Origin of the sequence: Streptomyces sp. NPDC096310 (assembly GCF_044763125.1) — a bacterium.
In the GTDB taxonomy this organism is placed as follows: domain Bacteria; phylum Actinomycetota; class Actinomycetes; order Streptomycetales; family Streptomycetaceae; genus Streptomyces.
On sequence record NZ_JBIWFO010000027.1, the window covers coordinates 18,792 to 38,971 of the forward strand.

A 20,180-nucleotide genomic window follows, 5' to 3' on the forward strand; every position below is an offset into this window, starting at 1 on the left:
CCACCGGACGTCCGGTTGCGCGAGCGTCGAACAGGACGGCGGAGTTCGGCGCGCGACCCGCCCACGATCGGGTCAGTGATACGTGGCCCGGACGGGTCAACTGCTAGGCAGGGACGTTCTTGTCCGTACCGGAGCTCTGGAGTCACCCATGCCGATCGACGCCCTTCTCGCCCAGGACCACGAGTCGCCCCGCGCCCACCCGCTCATCCCCGGGCAGGGGTACGACGGGGGCGCGCGCGGAGCGGCCGGCCCGGTCGAGGAGCGGGACCTCACCTTCGACGGATTCCGCTACACCTGTCGCGTCGTGCACCGTGACGCCCCGCTGACGGAGCCGGTGGTGGTGCTGGGCGGCTCCTCCCAGGACCGTAACTCCTGGATGCGGCACGAGAAGTGGCTGAGTCCGGTGGGACCGGTGATCACGGTGGACCTGCCGGGGTACGGTACGGCGGACTTCCTGCCCGCCGCGTACGGTGTGGACTTCCTCGCCGCCGCCGTCCGGCACCTGCTCGACGAACTGGGCGTGCCGCGCGTCAACATGGTCGCCGCCTGCTTCGGCGGGGCGATCGGGGTACGGTTCGCACAGCACTACCCGGCGATGGTCGCCCGGCTGATGCTGGTGGGCATGACTCCCCGGATCCCGGCGGACTACGCGGCGGCGATGGAGCGGTGGGCCGTCATGATCGACCGCGGGGAGACCGAGACCATCGCCCGTGAACTGGCGGACCGGTTCATGTCGCCCCCCGGCACCGGAGTGGTCCGCAAGCACGCCGCCGTCGCCCGGCTGGTGTATCAGCAGATCGCCGGCCAGGACCCGGAGCAGCTCGGCAAGTCCGCCGAGCACAACACCCGGCTGATGCGGCACGAGTGGTACCGGCCCGAGCCGGTCCCCGCCGTGCCGAGCCTGGTGGTGACCGGCGAGTACGACACGCTGACCACGCCCGCGATGGGGCGCGAGGTGGCCGCGACGCTGCCCGAGGCGCGGTTCCTGACGATCGACGAGACCGACCATCTCGCCCCGGTGGAGCGGATCCCCGACTTCGCCGATCTGATGGCGCGCTTCTGCACCGACCGCTCGGTGGACGGGCTGCCGTACGCCTCCCGTCCCGAGATCCTGGGCACGGCGGTCGCCGCGCCGGCCCCTGTCGGCCTCGGTGGCCGCGCCGCGCTCTGACGTCGCCCGGGCCCGGCCGCGGGCCCGGCACGGCCGTCGCGGGGCGGCCTGGGCCCGCCGACGGCGCGGACAGCGCCCGGTCCGGGCGCGGCCCCGCTCCGTACCGCTACGCGGCGAGTTCGCGCACCGTCGCCATGTCGCTGAACGGCAGGAGCCGGTCGCCCACGATCTGGTACGGCTCGCTCCCCTTGCCCGCGATCAGGACGATGTCGCCCGGCCCGGCCGCCTCCAGCGCGAAGGCGATGGCCGAGCGGCGGTCGGCGAGCCGCTCGAAGGGGATGCCGGTGGCGGCGAGTCCGGGGGTGATCTGGTCAAGGATCCCCAGGGGGTCCTCGCCCCGGGGGTTGTCCGAGGTGAGAACGCACAGGTCGGAGTGGGTACCGGCGATCTCCCCCATCCGGGCCCGCTTGGTGTTGTCCCGGTCCCCGCCGCAGCCGAAGACGGTGATGATCCGGCCACGGGCGAAGTCCCGGATCGTGGTGAGCACCTTCTCCAGGGAGTCCGGCGAGTGCGCGTAGTCGACGATGACCGCGGTGCCCCGCGGGGTCTCGTACCGCTCGAAGCGTCCGGGGACCGGCGGCATCCGGTCGAGCGCGCCGACGAGGCCGGACAGCCCGTGTCCGAGCAGATGGCAAGCAGCCACGGTGGCGAGGGCGTTGGAGACGGAGAACCGGCCGGGCACAGGGATCGCCGCCGGGTACTTGCGCCCCGCGTGGTGCAGGGTGAAGCGGGTGCCGAAGGCGTCCATGGCGAGATCGGTGGCCCGGTAGTCCGCGTCGGTGTCGAGCGCGTACGTCGTCACCGCGCCGGGCATCAGCGCGGCGATCCCGGCCCCCACCGGATCGTCGGCGTTGACCACCGCGCGCTCGCACAGCCCCTGGAAGAGCCGGAGTTTGGCGTCCCGGTAGTTCTCCATCGTGCCGTGGTCGTCGAGATGGTCCTGCGTCAGATTGGTGAAGATCCCCACGTCGAGGTGGGCATGGTCCACCCGGTGGGTCAGCAGGCCCATGGAGGTGGCCTCCAGGACCACCGTGGAGACCGCCCGGTCGCGCATCCGCCCCAGCAGGTACTGGAAGTCCGGCGCCTCGGGCGTCGTCAGGACGGAGCGGGGCATGGGGATCAGCTCGTCACCGATCCGGCTGCCCGCCGTTCCGATCACCCCGACCCTGGTGCCCTCGGCGAGCCGCAGGACGGACTCGACCATGTAGGACACCGAGGTCTTCCCGTTGGTGCCGGTGACGGCGACCATGTCCATCTCCCGGCCCGGCTCGCCGTGGTACCGGGAGGCAATGGCGGAGGTGGCGGTGCGTGTGTCCGCCACCCGTACGACGCACACGTCCGTGTCCGCCCACACCGGCGCGTCGGCGCCGGGTCCCGCCGCGCCGACGAGTACCGCCACCGCACCGCGCGCGAGGGCGGGGCCGACGGAGGCCGGGCCGCCCTCCTCGTGGCCGGGGACGGCGACGAACAGCGTGCCGGGAGTGACCCGGTGCGTGTCGAAGCAGGGGCCCGCGGTGATCTCCGTCTCCGGATCGCCCCGCAGAATCTCGTGGTCGTACCCGGTGAGCAGGGTGCTCAGCTTCAAGGGGGTCCTCTCGTGGTGGCGGGGGCGCGGGGCACCGCGAACCGGCCCGGAGGGCAGCGTTTCGCGGAGTGACGGGAGGAGGGGGGATCCGGCGGTGGTGTACGGGCACGGGCACGGGCCGGCCGTGCCGGATCCGGGCGAAAGGCCCTAACCGTGGCCGTGCAGGGCGAGGCAGGCGGCCTCGGGCGCGATCATGGGGCCGGGCGTCGTGGCGGACACGCGGCCGGCGGCGCCGCACCGGGCGCAGGGGGCCCCTCGCAGGCACTCCCTCACACCACGTGGACAACCCATGAGGCGAGTGTACGGCCGCGGCGGCGCTCCGGGGACCGGGCCGGGGACACGGCGGTGGGGGGGGGGGGGGGGCGCCGGGCCCCCCCCCCCCCCCCCCCCCGGCCGGGGGGGGGGGGGGGGGCCCCCCCCCCCCCCCCCGCCCCCCCCCCCCCGCCGCCCCCCCCCCCCCCCCCCGGGGGGCCCACCCCGCCCCTCCCCCACCCCCGGGGTACACCCGGGGGGGGGGGGGGCGGGGGGGGGGGGGGCGCGGGGGGGGGGGGGGGGGGCCGGGGGGGGGGGGGGGCGGCGGCGCGCGCCCCGCCCCACTGCTCCGTCCGTCGGGGGATGTGCGGTCAGACCCCCCGGCCGGTCCCGCCCGCGCCGGTCCCGGCGGCCTTCTTGATCCCCTGGGTGATCTCGTCCATGACGGAGAGTTCGGGCGCCTTGTCGTTGACGTCGAAGCCGGAGCGTACGACGACCAGCATCTCCGGCGAGGACGGGGAGGGGAAGGCCAGCGACTGCACATAGCCGTCGTCGCCCTTGCCGGTGACCACCTTCCACCGCACCAGGTAGCCCTTCTGCCCGGCGACGGTGACCGCCTCCGACTTGAGCTGCTGGTGCGAGGAGATCTTGCCGTAGGTCGTACCGCCGTACGACTCCTCGGCGTTGGTCTCGATGTCCTGTTCGGCCGCCGCCTTGGCCGAGGTGGTGGTGATCTTCAGCGCGGCGGCGGGTACGGAGAACACACCGCCCCGTACACAGGACTGCGCGGTGTCCCCGGGGCAGTCGTACGTCCCGGTGGTCACCCCGGCGCCGACCGGCCCGGACTCTCCGGTCCAGCCGTCGGGGACGGGGAGGCTGATGCCGCTGGCGCCGTCGGTGGCGTAGCCGTCCTCGGTCCGTGGCTGGCCGGGCGCGCCGCTCTCCCCGCCGGGGCCGCCCCGGCCGTCGGGGTCCGGGGCGTCCTGCCCCGGCTGTGAGGGCGCCGTGGACGGCGCGGGGCCGGAACCCGACCTGCCCACGGCGTCGTTGTGGCCGCCGTCGCGTCCGAGCAGGTAGAAGCCGCCCGCGAGGGCCAGTGCCACCACCACCGCGGTCGCGCCGAGTGCGATCCGCCGCCCGTTGTTCCGGGGTGCCGGAGGGGGCGCCAGGGGGTAGGGCGGTGCGGCCGGTGGGTCCCACTGGCCGGTGGGCGTGGCGCGGAGTTCGTCGGTCCACGCGGACCCGTCCCACCATCGTTCCTGGCGTGGACCGTCACCTGTGTGCCCCGGATCGGGATGCCAGCCGGGCGGCGTCGTGTAAGTCACGGCTCTCAGCTTAGGCATATTGTCTGAACGGCTGGTGAGAGGCCCATGAGAATCGGTGCACTCACCGCTCCCCCGGCGTCGGCCCGTCCGCGTTCTCCCGCCCGTTGCCCGCCGGGACGATGCCGCGTACCACCCCCAGGGACACCAGGTCCTGGGGCCTGAGCCGAAGTTGGTCCGCCGTCGCGCGGGTGTGCCCGGGGTCGCGTTTGAGGATGGCGGTGGCGAGCTCGGGCGCGATGACGGAGAAGTAACTGTCCGGTGTGGCCCAGGTGTTGTCCGGGGCCGACAGGGCGAGCGCGCCGCCCGAGCCGCCCTCGCCGATCAGCAGGGTGGTGACGGGGACCCGGGCGGTGGCGACGGCCGCGAAGAGATCCGCGATGGCGGCCCCCGCCCCCGTACGCTCCGCCCGGGCGTCGTTGGCCGCGCCCGGGGTGTCCACCAGCGTGAGTACGGGGATGTCCAGCCGCTCCGCGAGCCGGATCAGCCTGGCTGCCGTACGGTATCCGGCCGGGAGCGTGGCGGTGCCGCACTGCGCGGCGAAGGCGACGGTGCGTCCCTCGCGGCGGCCGAACCCGCAGAGCATCCCCGGGTCCTTACCCCCGCAGCGGTCGCCGCCGATCTCCTCCCGGTGGTCGAAGTACGCGTCCAGGTAGGCGGCGGCGCGCGGCCGTTCGGGCGACCGGGCGGCGAGGACCGCGTCCCATCCGGTGGCGGCGGGACGGGCGCCGCCGAGCGCGTCGGGCGGCGGCGCGGCGCCCGCCCCTGACCCGGCCACCTGCGCTCCGCCGCCGGTGAGCAGGGCCAGCCACCGTCCGACCAACGCGCCCAGCCCCTCCTCGCCCACCACCGCGTCGATCTGGCCGGCGGCGAGCTGCGCCTCGGCGGTGTACGCGTACGGATCGGCGTCCGCCGGGCGTACCCGTGATCCCGCGAAGCCGATCTGCGCGCCGGGCAGGGCGAGGACGACATCGGCGCCCGCCCCCAGGGTGGCCCAGCCGCCGCCGGTCGTCGGGTCGCGCACCACCGCGAGCTGGGCGAGCCCGGCCGTCCGGGTCAGCGCGGCGTGCCGGGCCACGCGCTGGAGCTGGAGCAGCGCCCGCATGCCCTCCTGCATGCGGCTGCCGCCGGTCGCGATCAGCGAGACGACCGGCAGCCGCCGCTCGCGCGCGTGGCGGTACGCGGCCTCCAGCCGGTCGCCGGTGCGCTCGCCGAGGGATCCGCCGAGGAAGCCGAACTCGAAGGAGATGACGACGGCTTCGGTGGCGCCGATCCGGCCGGTGCCGCAGACGACGGACTCCCGCTCGCCGGTACGCTCCGCCGCGCGGGCCCGCGCGGCGTCGTACCCCTCCCAGCCGAGCGGTCCGTCCGGCACGGACGGGCCCTCGGGCGAGGAGAGTTCGGTGAAGGCTCCGGCGTCCGGTCCGAGGACCGCCGCGATCGCCGCCCGTGCGCCGCGCCGCTCAGCCATGGAGCGCCCGCTTCATGATCTTCCCCATGTCGTTGCGGGGCAGCGCGTCCAGATAGCGCACGGTGCGCGGGCGCTTGTGCGCGGCGAGCTGCCCGGCCACATGATCGGCCAACTCCTTCTCCGTCGGCGGTGCTTCGGGCCGCGCGGGCACGATCCAGGCGACGATCCGCTCACCGAGGTCCGGGTCGGGCTCACCGGTGACGGCGGCCTCCCTTACCCCGGGATGCTCCAGCAGGACGTTCTCGATCTCGCCCGCGCCGATCTTGTAACCGCCGCTCTTGATCAGGTCGGTGGCCTTGCGGCCGACGATCCGGACATAGCCGTCGGGGTCCCTGATCGCCATGTCGCCGGTGCGGAACCAGCCGTCGGTGAAGGCCGCTTCGGTCGCGTCGGGGCGGTTCAGGTACTCCGTGAAGAGGTTCGGGCCGCGGACCTGGATCTCGCCGACGCTCTCGCCGTCGTATGTCCCGATGGCGGCGCCCGCCTCGTCGACCAGCCGCAGTTCGACGCCGCGCAGCGGGACGCCGACCGTTCCGGCGCGCGGTTCGCCGTCCGCGCGGACGCTCGTGTTCATCAGGGTCTCGGTCATGCCGTACCGCTCGACGACCCGGCGGCCGGTCGCCGCGGCGATCCGCCGGTGGTCGTGGACCGGCAGCGCCGCCGAGCCCGACACCAGCAGCCGCGCACCGGCCAGCGCCTCGGCGAGCGCGGGGTCGTCGGCGAGCGCCTCGGCGATCCGGTGGTACATCGTGGGCACCCCGAACAGCATGGTGGCGCCCGAGGACAGCTCCCGGGTGACGCCCGCGGTGTCGAACCGTCCGAGGTGGGTGACGGACCCGCCCCGGCGCAGCGGGCCCAGGATGCCGAGGATCAGCCCGTGGACATGGAACAGGGGCAGCGCGTGGACCAGCACGTCGTCGGCGGTCCACTGCCAGGCGTCCTCCAGTGCGTCGAGGTTGGTGGTGAGGGCGCGGCGGGGCAGGACGGCGCCCTTGGGCGGTCCGGTGGTGCCCGAGGTGTAGACGATCAGCGCGGGGGCCTCGGGCGAGGGTTCGGGGAAGGACCCGCCCGTCTCCCCGGTCCCGGCCTCCGGCGCGGCCCCGGTCGGCGGGGCGTCCGCCGTGACGTCGACGCGCTCCAGTGCGGCGAGCGCGGGCGGCAGCGCGACGCCGGGCTCCGCGATGACGAGCGAGGGGGCGCTGTCCGCGACGATATGGGCGAGTTCCTTCTCGCCGCTCCTGGGGTTGACGGGGACGACCGGGACCCCGGCCAGCAGCCCCGCCACCACCCCCACCGCCGTGCCGAGGGTGGGGGTGGCCCAGACCGCGACCCGCCGCTCGCCCGAGAGCCGGCGGGCCAGGGAGCCGGCCGCGCCGGCCAGTTCGGCATGGGTGAGCGTACGGTCGCCGAACCGGAGCGCGGGGCGCCGGGAGCGGGCGGCCAGGGCCGGGAAGAGAGGGGACACGCGTCGTTCTCCTTGCTGTGGACGGGTCTGACCGGTCATCCGAAGCCTGGTACCACCAGGAGCAGCCAGACAGCGGCGGGTACCGCCGCCACCACGATCCCTCCGTACACCATGAGCTGCCGGAAGAAACGCTCACGGTCGACGTCGGGCGCGGCGGCCAGCACCAGGGCGCCGTTGGTGGAGAAGGGGCTGACGTCGACGACGGTCGCGGAGATCGCGAGCGCCGTGATCATGCCGATCGCGCCGATCTCGCCCTGGGCGAGGAAGGGCACGGCGAGCGGGATGAGCGCGCCCATGATGCCGACGGAGGAGGCGAACGCGGAGACGATCGCACCGATGTAGCAGAGCAGTACGGCGGCGAGGAGCGGGACGCCGATACCGCCGACGGCGTTGCCCGCGTAGTCGATCGTGCCCATCTCCTCCATGACACCGACGTAGGTGAGGACACCGCAGATCAGCAGCACGGTCGGCCAGGCGATCTCGCCGACCGCCTTGCGGCTGGTCTCGGGCCAGCAGGCGCTGAGCAGGACGGCGAGGGTGATGGCGCAGAGCCCGGCGTCGAGGTCGAGGGCGAGAACGGCGACGACGAGTACGACCAGGGCGGCGAGGGTCGCCGTACGGGCGGGGTTGAGCCGTGAACTCCCCTCCTCCGCGGCCTCGTTGCCGTCCTTGCCCGCTGTGCCGTCCCGGCCGGGCCCGGGCTGGGTGCCGCGCAGCCCGAGCCCGCCGCAGCAGACGAAGACGATCCCGGCGATGACGAGGTTGACGGCGAGCGAGGCGAGGAAGAGGGTGAGCGGGCTGCCCTGGAGCTTCTCGCGTTCGACGATGCCGTTGACGATCGTCCCGTAGATGCTGATCGGCGAGAATCCGCCGCCCTGGGCCCCGTGCACGACCATGGCGCCCATCAGCAGCGGGCTGATGCCGTAACGGGCGGCGAAGCTCAGCGCGATGGGCGCGACGATCGCGACGGCCGCCGGGGAGACGGCTCCGATCGCGGTCAGCAGCGCGGTGATCGCGAACATCACCCACGGGATCAGCGCGATCCTGCCGCGTACCAGCCGGATCGCGGCATGGACGAGCCAGTCCGTGGTGCCGTTGGCGCGGGCGATCGCGAAGAGGTATGTGACGCCGACGAGCACCACGAAGAGGTCGCCGGGAAAACCGGCGAAGATGCCCTTCGCGTCGAGCCCGGCGACGAGTTCCCCGACGCCGAACGCGGCCGCGAAGGCGAGCGCGCCCATGTTGATGGACCGGGTGGTGGCGATCACGAAGACCACCACCAGCACAAGAATCGAGATCAGTTCGGCGGACATGGCGCGGGCTCCCGTCCCTGGGTCCCTCGATACGGAGAGGAATGGGCCGACGACCGGTCGGCGGGCGGCCGAGGGGGTCGAGCGGCTGACTGGACCACTGGCCAAGTGGCTGGACCACATTGGCCGTCGAGCGGGACGGGCGTCAAGGGATCGGACGGGAATTGGCTCAGCCACTTGGCCGCCCGGTGCTAGGCTGACGCGTCAGGGACCCGGAGGAAACGGGGCAGGGAGGGGGGTGGCGGATGTCCGACGAGGGAGAGTCCGCTGCGACACCGCGTGAGAACGCGGCCCAGGCCCTGCGGCCGATGGCCCGGCCACGCCTGTACGAGCAGGTCCTCGACCGGCTGCGCAGCTATGTCGCCGAGGGACGGCTGGGCTCGGGCGACCGGCTGCCGCCCGAACGGGAGTTGGCGCAGCGGCTCGGTGTCAGCCGCGCCTCCGTCAAGCAGGCGATCGTGGTCCTGGAGGTCCAGGGGCTGGTCGAGGTGCGGCACGGCGGCGGCACATATCTGCGCAAGGACAGTCTCGACCCGGAGCCGGTGGAGCGGCTGGTGGAGCGCCGACGGCGGCTCCCCGATGTGCTGGAGGCCCGCGAGGCGCTGGAGACCAAGCTCGCGGAACTCGCCGCCGAGCGGCACACCGCGCCGGATCTGGCCGCGCTGCACGACGCGTTGCGGCACATGGAGGAGGAGATCGCGGCGGGCGGTCACGGCGTCGAGGGCGACCGTCTCTTCCACGCCGCGGTGACCGCCGCCGCGCACAGCACCCTGCTCGCGGAGTTCATGCGTTCCATCTCCGAGCAGATCACGGAGAGCCGCCACGAGTCCCTGCGGCAGCCCGGCCGCCCCGCGCGGTCTCTGGCGCAGCACCGCGCGATCCTCGACGCGATCGAGGACCGGCGGGGCAAGGCGGCCGCGGCCGCGATGCGGCGCCATGTGCGGACGGTGGCGAAGGTGCGCCTGCTGGACTGGAATCCGGAGGACGGCGCCTGAGACCGCCGCCCGCGCGCGGTCCCGGGCGGGCCGGTCGCGCGTGCGACATGCGCCCGCGCGACCGGGCCCCTGCCCGGCTCAGTTGAAGCTGTCGGGGTCCGGGCCCGTGCGCAGGCCCCGGTCGAGCGCGGTCAGTGCTTCGAGGTCGTCGGCGGAGAGTTCGAAGCCGAGGATGTCGAAGTTCTCCCGGATCCGCGCGGGGGTCGCGGACTTGGGGATCACGATGTTCCCGAGCTGGAGATGCCAGCGCAGCACCACCTGGGCGGGCGTCCTGCCGTGGCGCCCGGCGATCCGCGTGATCGTCGCGTCGTCGAGCAGCGCGCCCTGCGCGAGCGGGCTCCACGCCTCGGTCGCGATGTCGTGCTGGGCGTGGAAGTCGCGCAGCGCGGCCTGTTGGAGGCCGGGGTGCAGTTCGATCTGGTTCACGGCGGGGACGATCCCGGTCTCGTCCAGCAGTCGCTGGAGGTGGGCGGGCTGGAAGTTGGACACGCCGATGGCGCGGGTCCTGCCGTCCGCCAGCAGCTTCTCCAGCGCGCGCCAGGTGTCGACGTAACGGTCGCGTCCGGGAGTGGGCCAGTGGATGAGGTAGAGATCCACCTGGTCGAGGCCGAGCCTGGCCAGGCTCCGGTCGAAGGCGGTGAGGGCCGCGTCGTACCCCTGGTCGTCGTTCCAGAGCTTGGTGGTGACGAACAGTTCGTCGCGCGGCACCCCCGAGGAGGCGAGCGCGCGGCCGACGCCCGGCTCGTTGCCGTACGCGGCGGCCGTGTCGATGCTGCGGTAACCCGTCTCCAGCGCGGTGCGGACCGCGTCGGTGGTCCGCGCGTCGTCGACCTGGAAGACACCGAAGCCGAGCTGCGGGATCCTGACGCCGTTGTTGAGGACGACGTGGGGGACGGAGGTCATGGTGTTTCCTCTTCTTCCGGTCCGGTCCGGTCGGTCCGGTCGGACCGGTGGGGTCGTGTGCTGCGAGAAGGCGAACAAAGGGGGCAGATCACCCCTCAACGTACCGACGCCGTGGGCACCGCGCGCCATGGGCGTCCGGCAGTCGGCGTACGGCGCTCCAGCGCGGCGGAGACGACGGCGAGGACGAGCGCGGAGGCGGCCAGCGCGGCGCCCACCGCGTTCGGGGCGGTGTAGCCGTGTCCGGCGGCGATGACGAGCAGCCCCATGATCACGAACTCGGTGGTTCCGATCCCGAAGGCCCCGACGGCCAGCGCGAGAAGCGCGAGTGGCACGAATGTCACCTTTCCGGCCCGGATCTCCGACCGAGGAACGCACGATTGCATGGGCACCTTACAGGCGTGCACAATAGTTGCAGACGCCGATTACCTGCAAACGCGGTCTATTGCGGATGTGTCCTATCCTGGGAGCCTCACGCCCCGTACGCAGGAGGAAGCCATGACCGCCACGGACACCGCGCTCACCGGGCTCGCCCAGGGCTGGTGCGCGCTCTCCCTGCTGCACGGCAGGATCGAGGCGCATATCGAGCGCGCGCTCCAGAGGGGGCACGATCTCAGCGTCCGTGAGTACTCGCTGCTGGACGCCCTCAGCCGCCAGCACGACGGCGAGGGCGGTCATCTCCAGATGAAGCAGGTCGCCGAGGCCGTGGTGCTCAGCCAGAGCGCGACCACCCGGCTGGTCACCCGACTGGAGGACCGGGGACTGCTCACGCGCTACCTCTGCCCGACGGACCGGCGCGGCATCTACACCAATGTGAGCGAGGCGGGGCTGCGACTGCTCGCCGAGGCGCGGCCCACCAACGACACCGCGCTGCGCGAGGCCCTGGACGAGGCGGCGAAGAACCCGGAACTGGCCCCTCTCGTCCGGGCCGTCGCCTCCCGGGGCGCCGCCGTCTGACAGACGAGGAGCCGGGCGGAAGACCTTGTTCAGGTCTCCCGCCCGGCTCCTCACCGACGCTTCGCGCGTCTGGCTCCTCGCCAAGCGATACGGTCAGCGGCGCGGCGCGGCCCCGTGCCCGCCGTAGCGGCGCTCGAAGCGCTCCACCCGGCCCGCGGTGTCCACCACGCGGCCGGCGCCCGTGTAGAAGGGATGGCTCGCGGAGGAGATCTCCACGTCGATGACGGGGTAGGTGTTCCCGTCCTCCCACTCGACCCGTCGCCGCGAGTCCGCGGTGGAGCGCGTCAGGAAGGCCACTCCCCCGGCGCGGTCCCGGAAGACGACCTGGCGGGAGACGGGGTGGATACGAGGCTTCATGCGGGATTCCTTCCTCGATGGTCCTGGACGGTCACGCCGGACGCGGAACTGGATGTCATGTCCATCAAGCGGCACATCGGGTGTAACGCGACAGCCGCCCGCTCCATTCCCACCGGGTCGCCGGGGCGGGAACACGAGACACTGGGCCGGACGGAATGTGATCACGGCCCGCCGGGTTCTTCCTTTCGGATCCGCGCGGTCGCACCGGCACGAGCGCGGCGAACAGGAAGGTGGGCGTCCTCCATGGGCGAGTTGATCCTGGTACGGCACGGGGAGACCGCCTGGTCCCTGTCCGGACAGCACACCAGCTACACCGATCTGCCGATGACCGGGCACGGCGAGGACGAGGCCCGCTCCCTGGCGCCGCTGCTGCGCGAACGCCGGATCGGCCTCACGCTCGTCAGCCCCATGGCCCGCGCACGGCGCACCGCCGAGCTCGCCGGTCTCGCCCCGTACCGGGTGGAGCCGGATCTGCGGGAGTGGAACTACGGAGGGTACGAGGGCGTCGCGACCGTCGAGATCCACCGCACGCGCCCCGACTGGGACCTGTGGACCGACGGTGTCGTGCCCGGTCCCGCCGGTCAGCCCGGCGAGGGCCCCGGCGAGGTGGGGCACCGCGCCGACCGGGTCCTCACCGAGGCGCTCACCGCACTCGACTCGGGGGACGGCGCGGATGTCGCGCTCGTGGCGCACGCCCACTTCCTGCGTGTGCTGACCGCGCGCTATCTCGGGCTGGCGCCCGCGGCCGGTGCCCTGTTCCACCTCGCGACCGGCACCGTCTCCCGGCTGGGCACCGAGCACGACCGCCCGGTGGTCACCGCCTGGAACCTGACCCTGCCCGGGAACGGGGACACCGCGGCGCCCCGCGCGCGGGAGACCTCCGCCTGACCGCGCCCCGGCCGGTGGCCCGTACCACGCGGCGGGCGCCGGCCCGGTGGAGGTCAATCCACCGGACCGGCGCCCTGGTGCCCCGGTTCAGGAGGGGAGGATGTTCTCCGCCTGCGGGCCCTTCTGGCCCTGCGTGACGTCGAAGGTGACCTTCTGGCCCTCCTGCAGCTCACGGAAGCCGGAGGTCGCGATGTTCGAGTAGTGCGCGAACACGTCCGGACCGCCGCCGTCCTGGGCGATGAAGCCGAAGCCCTTTTCCGAGTTGAACCACTTCACTGTTCCACTGGCCATGATGAGTCTCCAATTCAAGGGACGCATGGTTCCCGCACGATACGGGAACCGGAGGTGATCGCCTTGGTCCTTAGAGACGCTGAACAGCACAAACGCCCGTGACGGCACGTCACGGGCGAGCGGTACTTCGGAACCACGACAGCTTGATCAAGACGCTACAGGGCGCGACGCGATACAGCCACAGAAACGACCAACTCTTGCGTCTGTGCCGCGCGATCGGACCGCGTTCGGCCCACAATCACCCTTTCGCCCCTACCAGCGCCCGTGGACCGAGGCACGCAGCCGGCGGTCGTACAGCTCCCTCACCGCGTCCAGGGTGGTGTCCGGCAGCGGCTCCAGCGCACCGGCCGCCGCGTTGGCCCGGACCTGTGCGACGGAGCGGGCGCCGGGGATCACGCTGGTGACCCCGGGCTGCTGGGTGATCCAGCGCAGCGCGGCCTGCGCGGGCGTCACGCCTTCGGGCGCCAGCCCGGCGAACTCGGCCGCGGCGGCCAGCCCCGTGGCGTAGTCCACGCCCGAGAACGTCTCGCCCTGGTCGAACGCCTCGCCGTGCCGGTTGTACGCGCGGTGGTCGTCGGCGGCGAAGACCGTGTCCTTCGTGTACCGGCCGGAGAGCAGCCCCGAGGCGAGCGGCACCCGCGCGATGATCGCCGCACCCGCCGCGCGGGCGGCCGGTACGACCTCCTCCAGCGGCTTGGGCCTGAACGGGTTGAGGATGATCTGCACGCCCGCGACACCGGGGCGCGCGAGGGCGGTGAGCGCCTCGGCGCAGGTCTCGACGCTCACGCCGTACGCCCCGATCCGCCCCTCCTCGACCAGGGTGTCGAGCGCGTCGAAGACCTCGTCCGACGCGTACACGGGCGTGGGCGGGCAGTGGAGCTGTACGTAGTCCAGCGTGTCGACCCCGAGGTTCGCACGCGAACGGTCGTTCCAGTCGCGGAAGTTCGCCAGGGTGTAGTGCTCAGGACGCTGCTCGGCGCGCCGCCCCATCTTGGTCGCGACGAACACCCCGGCGTCGGGCCGGTCCTTGAGGTAGCGGCCGATGAGCCGCTCGCTGCGCCCGTCGCCGTACACGTCCGCCGTGTCGAAGAAGGTGACACCCGACTCGACGGCCGCGTCCAGAACGGCGAAGGCGTCCGATTCGGCCACCTCGCCCCAGTCCGCGCCGAGCTGCCAGGTGCCGAGTCCTACGGCGGAGACGACCCGCCCTGTCCTGTCCCACACGCGCCGCTCCATGCGGATCATGCTACGGCGTCCGGGGCGGGCAAATAATTTTGCGGTCCGTGCATTTTTGCATACCCTGCACGATGTGCAGAGTGAAGGTACGGCGCTCGGGCTCCGCGAGCGCAAGAAGCAGGCCACCCGGACGGCGCTGTCGGAGGCCGCGGTGCGGCTGGCGGCCGTGCACGGCGCGGAGAACGTCACCGTCGAGGCGATCAGCGAAGCCGCCGGGGTCTCGCCGCGTACGTTCTTCAACTACTTCGACAGTCATGACGACGCGTTCGTCATGATCGACCGCACTATAGGCGAGCGCGTACGGCGCGCGGTGCGCGAGGCGCCGCCCGGGCTGACCGCCTTCGAAGCGGTGCGCGAGGCGCTGGCCACCGAACTGACCCATGTCGAGGAGAGCCAGGAGATCTGGGCCCTGCGGAGCGCGGTGCTGCAGCGCTCGCCCCAACTGCTGCTGCGCGGCATGGGCGCCCATGTCGCCGAGGAGTTCCAACTGGCCCGGACGATCGCCGAACGGCTCGGCGCGCCGCCCCCTCCGGAGCCGGAGCCGCACGCCGGGAAGGCGCCGGGCCCGCCGGATTCCTGCGGCAAGGGCCCGGACACCTCGCACCTCGGCCTCTACCCCCGGCTGCTCGCCGCGGTCGCCACCACGGCCGTACGGGTCGCCATCGAACACTGGTGCGCCCAGGGGGACTCGGACTCCTTCCCGGACACCTTCCGACGGGTCTTCGGCCATCTCGCGGACGGGCTGACCGAGCCGCGGGCCGACGGCTGATCCCCCTGACACGCATGCCTCGAACCGAATGAATACGAAGAAGGACACCTTGAGTGCTACAGAGGCGCCGGAACAGGCGCCGACCTCCATGACCAACCGCCAGATACTCCAGGCCATGTCCGGTCTGATGGCCGGGATGTTCGTCGCGATCCTGGCCGGCACGGTGGTGGCGAACGCACTGCCCCGTATCATCGCCGACCTGCACGGCAGCCAGTCCTCCTACACGTGGGTCGTCACCTCGGAACTGCTCGCGATGACGGCGACCGTGCCCCTGTGGGGCAAGCTCTCCGACCTCTACAACAAGAAGCTGCTGCTCCAGCTCTCGCTCTCGCTGTTCGTCGTCGGCTCGCTGCTGGCCGGCTTCTCGCAGGGCGTCGGTCTGCTCATCTTCAGCCGGGTCGTCCAGGGCATCGGCGCGGGCGGTCTGACCGCGCTCGCCCAGATCGTGATGGCCGCGGTCATCCCGCCGCGCCGCCTCGGCAAGTACGCGGGCATCTTCGGCGCGGTCTTCGCCGTGGGTACGGTCGCCGGGCCGCTGGTCGGCGGTGTCATGGTGGACACCTCGTGGCTCGGCTGGCGCTGGTGCTTCTTCATCGGGGTGCCGTTCGCGCTCGTCGCGATCCTGCTGCTCCAGCGCACGCTGCGACTCCCCACGGTCCGCCGTGAGGTGAAGATCGACTACCTCGGCGCGTTCCTGATCGTCGCGGGCGTCAGCGCGCTGCTCATCTGGACCTCCCTCGCGGGCAACAGCTTCGACTGGATGTCCTGGCAGACGTTCGCGCTCACCGGTACGGGTGTGGTGCTGCTGGTGGCCGCGGTCCTCGTGGAGGCGCGGGTGCCCGAGCCGGTCATCCCGCTGGACATCTTCCGCAACCGCACCGTCGCCCTGACCACGGTGGCCAGCCTGCTGGTCGGTGTCGCCATGTTCGGCGGCACGGTGTTCCTCTCCCAGTACTTCCAGATATCCCTCGGCAAGACCCCGACCGTCGCCGGTCTGATGGGCCTGCCGATGATCCTGGGGCTGCTGGTGTCGTCCACCGTCGCCGGTCAGATCATCAGCGCCACCGGCAAGTGGAAGGTCTATCTGGTCGCGGGCGCCGTGATCATGACGGCCGGTCTGGGGCTGCTGGCCACCATCGACGCCGACACCGGCTTCGGAGTGCTCAGCCTGTACATGGCCGTCCTGGGCATCGGCGTCGGTCTGCTGATGCAGAACCTGGTCCTGGCGGCGCAGAACGACGTACCGGCCTCGGAGCTGGGCGCCGCCACGTCCGTGCTGTCGTTCTTCCGCAGCATGGGCGGCACGATCGGAACGAGCGTGCTGGGCGCCGTCCTGGCCAACCGGGTGACGGCCGAGATCACCAAGAGCCTGGGCGGGAGCGGCCAGGCCGCGGCCGGCGGCTCGGGCGAGAGCGCCGTACCGGACATGACGACCCTGCCCGCTCCGATGCGGGCGATCGTGGAGCACGCCTACGGGGTCGCGACGGCGGAACTCTTCCTCGTCGCCACCCCGTTCGCCGCGCTGGCGCTGGTCGCGGTGGTCTTCATCAAGGAGAAGCCGCTCAAGACGACGAGCGGCATGGAGCGGCTCGCCGAGGAGGCCGAGGCCGGCAAGCAGGGCGGGGAGGGCGCCGAGAAGACCCCGGCCGCCCCGGTGAGCTAGCTCCGGGACTCCGCTGCCAGGTGCGGGGGCGGGGGCCGGGCGGGGAGCTTTCCCGTCCGGCCCCCGCCCCTTCCCCTTTGTCCGAGAGGCCGCCCCGCCTGTTCGCGCGGCCTCTCAGAGGGGCGTGGCGGCCAGGGCGCGGTCGCGCCGTACGCCGACCCCCAGGTTCTGGTGGATCTCCGCGGTGGCCGTCGAGCGGTTGAGGGTGATGTAGTGCAGGCCGGGGGCGCCCTCGGCGAGCAGCCGCTCGGCCATCACCGTGGCGTACTCGACGCCGATACGGTGGCCCTCCTCGGGCCGGTCCTTGGCCGCCTCCAGCCGCCCGGCCAGCTCGTCGGGAAAACGCGCGTCGCTGAGTTCCGCGAAGCGGCGGATCTGCCGTACGTCCGTGGCGGGCATGATCTCCGGGATGATCGGCGTGGTGCAGCCGGCCGCCGTGACCCTCTCGCGCAGCCGCAGATAGTCCTCGACGTGGAAGAACATCTGGGTGATGGCGTAGTCGGCGCCCGCCCGGCACTTGGCGACGAAGTGACGGATGTCGCTCTCCCAGTCGGCGGAGCGCGGATGGCGCTCGGGGAAGGCGGCCACGCCGACCGTGAAGTCCCCCAGCTCCCTGATCAGGGTGACGAGTTCATCGGCGTGGGCGAAGCCCTCCGGGTGGGGCACCCAGGAACCGCGCGGATCACCGGGCGGGTCGCCGCGCAGGGCCAGGACGTCGCGGATCCCGGCGTCGGCGTACTGGCCGACGATGTGGCGCAGCTCGGCCACCGAGTGGCCGACGGCGGTGAGGTGGGCGACCGGGCGCAGCGTCGTCTCGGCGGCGATGCGCTTGGTGACCTCGATCGTCCGGTCGCGCGACGAGCCGCCGGCTCCGTAGGTCACGGAGACGAAGGACGGCGCGAGCGCCTCGATCCGGCGGATCGCGTTCCACAGCGTGCGTTCGCCCGCCGCGGTCTTCGGCGGGAAGAACTCGAAGGAGTACGAGGGCCCGTCGCCGGCCGGCAGGGCGCGAGAGCCCTGCCGGGCGTGGTGGGGACGGTCCGCGATCTCTGCCGCCATGGAGGGGGTCCTTCCTGAAGTCGCTCGGTACGTGGACGCGTACGGTCCGCACACAGTAGCCGCGATACGTGTCCGCCCGGGGGCGTGACCACAGTCTGATCACCGGCGCCGGGGAACGGGGCAACCGGCCCCGGGCCGGGCGGAGTTCGGCTCCGTACGCCCCGGGGCCGATCGTCTCGTCGTACTCGTCACACCGGGGAGGGGGCGACGTCGCGTGTCTACGGGCGCCACAGCACCGCCTGTTCCTCGACCACCGCGAGGTGGGCCGCGGCGCGCTGCTCCGCGGCGGGGCGGCGCGCGGGCGGGAGCGTGCGCAGGACGCGGCGCCGGGAGCCCCGGGTGAGCAGGTCGACCGAGAGCGGGGTCCCCGGTGAGAGCAGGAAGGCGCGGGCCCGTCGCCGGGCCCGGTGGCGCAGGACGAGGAAGAAACCGAGGGCGAGGAAGAAGTTGACCGCCACTTTGGTGACGAGACCCGCCGCGGAGTCCAGCAGGGGTGCGTCGAACAGCCAGTGCATGAACATCGCGACGAGGACACAGGCCACCGCCGGGGCGATCCTGCGACGCGGGGGGCGGTCGTCGTGGGCGAGCAGGATGCCGACGCCGGTTCCGGCGACGGCGGTCATCGTCCAGTGCGAGCCGAGCCCCGTCACCACGACCCGGGTGACGAAGGACTGGCTGACGTCGGCGCTCCCGCGCACTCCCCCGCCGAGCAGGATGGCGTTCATGGCGTACGTCCAGTTCTCCATGGCCTGGAAGCCGAGACCGGTGAAGGCGCCGAGGAAGAACCCGTCCAGCGGACCGCGGACCAGCGGCCGGGCCGCGAGGGCGATCAGGACGACACCGCAGAGTTTGAGGAGTTCCTCGTTGAGCGGCGCGGTGAGCGCGGCGCCCCACCGGGAGCCGAAGGCGATCCCCGCCGACTTGTACCAGATGCCCTGAAGACCGGTGTTGGCGACGACGGCGCAGCCGGCCGCCGCGGTGGCGCCCCACAGGACCCCGCTCCAGGCCCAGCCGGGCGGCGGTGGCCGGAACGGGCGGACCCGTCCGAGGACGGCCGTTCCGACGCTCACGGTGAGCGCCAGCAGGACGAGGGCCAGCAGCGCGGAGCCGGGGAAGACCCGGACGACCGGGGCGAAGTCGTGCAGGAGCAGCAGGAGTCCGAGCAGGCAGAGGGCGCCGAAGGCCCAGCGGGCCGGCCGGCGTCTCCACGATCCGCGTACGGAGGTGATCAGGGACCGGAGCCGGGAGGCCGCCCGAGGCGAGGTGACGGGTGCGGTCACGGCGCCCCCTGGGGGAAGGTGAGGCCGCGGGCCATGGCGGTGGCGTCGGCCACCGCGCCGGGCGCGGCGCCGGGCCGTGCCAGCACGATGATCTCGACGGCGTAGCCCAGGCCGGGCGGCAGCCAGACGGTGGCGGATCCCACCCGGCCGCCGCCGGTCAGGCTCCCCGACCGTCCGATGGCTCCCCGGGCGCCGGTGAGCCGGCGTCCGGCGCCCAGCCGGCTGCCGCTGTCGGCGACGGACTGGACCTTGCGCAGGCCGCCCCAGAGGGCGCCGGGGTCGCCCGCCCCGGTGAGGGGGACGTACCGGGCCGCGAGGTCGACGCCGTCGCGGGAGAGCGCGTACGCCATGTCCGGGTCGCTGGAGGACTTGCTGAGCGTCCAGCCGTGCCCCGTCACCCGCAGCACGGCGATCTCGTCGTCGGGGCCCAGCACCAGGGCGGTCCCCGCCGCGACGCGCTCGCGGTCGCCCAGGGCCCCGTCGATCAGCGGCCAGCCGGCCGTCAGCGCGACGACGACGAGCAGCACCCCGAGGACCGCCTGCCAGGGCCGCACGCTCCCCCGCCGGTCCCGGGGCGGCTCCTCGGGCGGGCGCCGGGCGGCCGGTGCGCGGTCCATCGGGTCAGGCGTCGTGGCGCAGCGGGGTGAGCTGCTCGATGTCGTACCGCTTGCGCAGATCGGCGATGGCCGCGGGATCGGGGGTGCCGCCCTCCTTGAGGATGTCGAGAAGTTCCTCGAAGTACCGTTCGTGGTCGGAGGGCGGGGACGCCTGGAAGAACATCTTGGCGGGCTCCCCGCTCCGGTTGGCGAAGGCGTGCGGGCAGCCGGGCGGTACGACGACGACGGTACCCGGGGTGGCGCGTACGGACGTCAGCCCGGACGCGGACTCCCAGTGGCGCCAGTCCTCGCCGAGCACCCTCGGTTCGAAGGCGAGGACATCGAGTTCACCGTCGAGGATGTAGAACAGTTCCTCGCTGTGGGCGTGCCGGTGGGCGCCGACGTCGAACCCCGGCGGGACGACGACCTCGAAGCTGGAGGACACCTGTGAGTGTCCTCCGGTGACCTTGAAGGTCACCTGCTGCGCCTCGGTGAGGATGGTGGTGCCCCCGCCCGGCGGGACGATCAGCCCCTCGGCCGGCGTCACATGGGTCATGTCTCCTCCAGGACGATGGGTGGTGCGTACGGGCGGCGGGCCCGCCGTGGTGCGGCG

The 20,180-nt window shown here is 72.9% G+C and carries 20 protein-coding genes; 6 read left to right on the forward strand and 14 right to left on the reverse strand.

Annotated features, from left to right (window positions below):
- Nucleotides 1-148 precede the first annotated feature (148 nt).
- Nucleotides 149-1,171 carry an alpha/beta fold hydrolase gene (locus ACIQ7D_RS32450; RefSeq protein ID WP_403943835.1) on the forward strand — a complete coding sequence of 341 codons (1,023 nt, stop codon included), beginning with the start codon at nt 149-151 and terminating at the stop codon, nt 1,169-1,171.
- A gap of 106 nt (nt 1,172-1,277) precedes the next feature.
- On the opposite strand, the gene ACIQ7D_RS32455 is transcribed toward ACIQ7D_RS32450, so the two are convergent.
- The 5 genes from ACIQ7D_RS32455 to ACIQ7D_RS32475 all read right to left on the reverse strand — a co-directional run bounded on the left by ACIQ7D_RS32455 (nt 1,278) and on the right by ACIQ7D_RS32475 (nt 8,579).
- Nucleotides 1,278-2,756, reverse strand: a complete 1,479-nt coding sequence (locus tag ACIQ7D_RS32455) for a UDP-N-acetylmuramoyl-L-alanyl-D-glutamate--2,6-diaminopimelate ligase (protein ID WP_403943837.1) — start codon at nt 2,754-2,756, stop codon at nt 1,278-1,280.
- A 623-nt stretch (nt 2,757-3,379) separates the two neighbouring features.
- Complete coding sequence (locus ACIQ7D_RS32460; RefSeq protein WP_403943839.1) at nt 3,380-4,333, reverse strand: DUF2510 domain-containing protein; 954 nt, start codon at nt 4,331-4,333, stop codon at nt 3,380-3,382.
- Nucleotides 4,334-4,394: 61 nt separating this feature from the next.
- Nucleotides 4,395-5,801: a carboxyl transferase domain-containing protein gene (locus ACIQ7D_RS32465; protein ID WP_403943840.1), complete on the reverse strand. Its 1,407-nt coding sequence runs from the start codon at nt 5,799-5,801 to the stop codon at nt 4,395-4,397.
- Nucleotides 5,794-7,266 carry an acyl-CoA synthetase gene (locus tag ACIQ7D_RS32470; RefSeq protein ID WP_403943843.1) on the reverse strand — a complete coding sequence of 491 codons (1,473 nt, stop codon included), beginning with the start codon at nt 7,264-7,266 and terminating at the stop codon, nt 5,794-5,796. The genes ACIQ7D_RS32465 and ACIQ7D_RS32470 overlap by 8 nt, the downstream gene beginning before the upstream one ends.
- 35 nt (nt 7,267-7,301) lie before the next feature.
- On the reverse strand, nt 7,302-8,579 hold the full coding sequence (locus ACIQ7D_RS32475) for an SLC13 family permease (protein ID WP_403943846.1): 1,278 nt from the start codon (nt 8,577-8,579) through the stop codon (nt 7,302-7,304).
- A gap of 242 nt (nt 8,580-8,821) precedes the next feature.
- Between ACIQ7D_RS32475 and ACIQ7D_RS32480 the strand changes: the two genes are divergently transcribed.
- Complete coding sequence (locus ACIQ7D_RS32480) at nt 8,822-9,571, forward strand: FadR/GntR family transcriptional regulator (RefSeq protein ID WP_403943847.1); 750 nt, start codon at nt 8,822-8,824, stop codon at nt 9,569-9,571.
- Between the two features lie 78 nt (nt 9,572-9,649).
- Here the strand turns inward: ACIQ7D_RS32480 and ACIQ7D_RS32485 are convergent, their stop codons facing one another.
- Together ACIQ7D_RS32485 and ACIQ7D_RS32490 are read right to left on the reverse strand one after the other, a co-directional pair.
- On the reverse strand, nt 9,650-10,474 hold the full coding sequence (locus ACIQ7D_RS32485) for an aldo/keto reductase (protein ID WP_403943849.1): 825 nt from the start codon (nt 10,472-10,474) through the stop codon (nt 9,650-9,652).
- A gap of 95 nt (nt 10,475-10,569) precedes the next feature.
- Nucleotides 10,570-10,806, reverse strand: a complete 237-nt coding sequence (locus tag ACIQ7D_RS32490) for a hypothetical protein (protein WP_403943852.1) — start codon at nt 10,804-10,806, stop codon at nt 10,570-10,572.
- A gap of 163 nt (nt 10,807-10,969) precedes the next feature.
- On the opposite strand from ACIQ7D_RS32490, the gene ACIQ7D_RS32495 reads away from it, so the two are divergent.
- Nucleotides 10,970-11,428: a MarR family winged helix-turn-helix transcriptional regulator gene (locus ACIQ7D_RS32495; RefSeq protein ID WP_403943854.1), complete on the forward strand. Its 459-nt coding sequence runs from the start codon at nt 10,970-10,972 to the stop codon at nt 11,426-11,428.
- Between the two features lie 93 nt (nt 11,429-11,521).
- Here ACIQ7D_RS32495 and ACIQ7D_RS32500 read toward each other — a convergent pair whose 3' ends face one another.
- On the reverse strand, nt 11,522-11,785 hold the full coding sequence (locus ACIQ7D_RS32500) for a type B 50S ribosomal protein L31 (RefSeq protein ID WP_403943856.1): 264 nt from the start codon (nt 11,783-11,785) through the stop codon (nt 11,522-11,524).
- A 243-nt stretch (nt 11,786-12,028) separates the two neighbouring features.
- Here ACIQ7D_RS32500 and ACIQ7D_RS32505 point away from each other — a divergent pair, with 243 nt between their 5' ends.
- On the forward strand, nt 12,029-12,673 hold the full coding sequence (locus ACIQ7D_RS32505) for a histidine phosphatase family protein (protein WP_403943857.1): 645 nt from the start codon (nt 12,029-12,031) through the stop codon (nt 12,671-12,673).
- A gap of 87 nt (nt 12,674-12,760) precedes the next feature.
- Here ACIQ7D_RS32505 and ACIQ7D_RS32510 read toward each other — a convergent pair whose 3' ends face one another.
- Together ACIQ7D_RS32510 and ACIQ7D_RS32515 are read right to left on the reverse strand one after the other, a co-directional pair.
- Nucleotides 12,761-12,964, reverse strand: a complete 204-nt coding sequence (locus ACIQ7D_RS32510; RefSeq protein WP_041994569.1) for a cold-shock protein — start codon at nt 12,962-12,964, stop codon at nt 12,761-12,763.
- A gap of 252 nt (nt 12,965-13,216) precedes the next feature.
- Nucleotides 13,217-14,209 (reverse strand): aldo/keto reductase, encoded by a 993-nt coding sequence (locus ACIQ7D_RS32515; RefSeq protein ID WP_403943860.1) that lies wholly within the window; start codon nt 14,207-14,209, stop codon nt 13,217-13,219.
- A gap of 55 nt (nt 14,210-14,264) precedes the next feature.
- On the opposite strand from ACIQ7D_RS32515, the gene ACIQ7D_RS32520 reads away from it, so the two are divergent.
- Together ACIQ7D_RS32520 and ACIQ7D_RS32525 are read left to right on the forward strand one after the other, a co-directional pair.
- Nucleotides 14,265-14,969, forward strand: coding sequence for a TetR family transcriptional regulator (locus tag ACIQ7D_RS32520; RefSeq protein WP_403943960.1), 705 nt, complete (start codon nt 14,265-14,267; stop codon nt 14,967-14,969).
- A gap of 88 nt (nt 14,970-15,057) precedes the next feature.
- The gene (locus ACIQ7D_RS32525; protein WP_403943963.1) at nt 15,058-16,632 is read left to right on the forward strand and encodes an MDR family MFS transporter; all 1,575 of its coding nucleotides are present in this window, start codon (nt 15,058-15,060) and stop codon (nt 16,630-16,632) included.
- Nucleotides 16,633-16,746: 114 nt separating this feature from the next.
- Here the strand turns inward: ACIQ7D_RS32525 and metF are convergent, their stop codons facing one another.
- The 4 genes from metF to ACIQ7D_RS32545 all read right to left on the reverse strand — a co-directional run bounded on the left by metF (nt 16,747) and on the right by ACIQ7D_RS32545 (nt 20,123).
- Nucleotides 16,747-17,691: a methylenetetrahydrofolate reductase [NAD(P)H] gene (gene metF / locus ACIQ7D_RS32530; protein WP_403943862.1), complete on the reverse strand. Its 945-nt coding sequence runs from the start codon at nt 17,689-17,691 to the stop codon at nt 16,747-16,749.
- Between the two features lie 218 nt (nt 17,692-17,909).
- On the reverse strand, nt 17,910-18,971 hold the full coding sequence (locus ACIQ7D_RS32535; protein ID WP_403943865.1) for a PrsW family intramembrane metalloprotease: 1,062 nt from the start codon (nt 18,969-18,971) through the stop codon (nt 17,910-17,912).
- A complete protein-coding gene (locus tag ACIQ7D_RS32540) occupies nt 18,968-19,588 on the reverse strand; it encodes a hypothetical protein (RefSeq protein WP_403943868.1) in 621 nt (206 codons plus the stop codon). The genes ACIQ7D_RS32535 and ACIQ7D_RS32540 overlap by 4 nt, the downstream gene beginning before the upstream one ends.
- Nucleotides 19,589-19,592: 4 nt before the next feature.
- Nucleotides 19,593-20,123, reverse strand: a complete 531-nt coding sequence (locus tag ACIQ7D_RS32545) for a cupin domain-containing protein (RefSeq protein WP_403943870.1) — start codon at nt 20,121-20,123, stop codon at nt 19,593-19,595.
- Nucleotides 20,124-20,180: the final 57 nt, after the last annotated feature.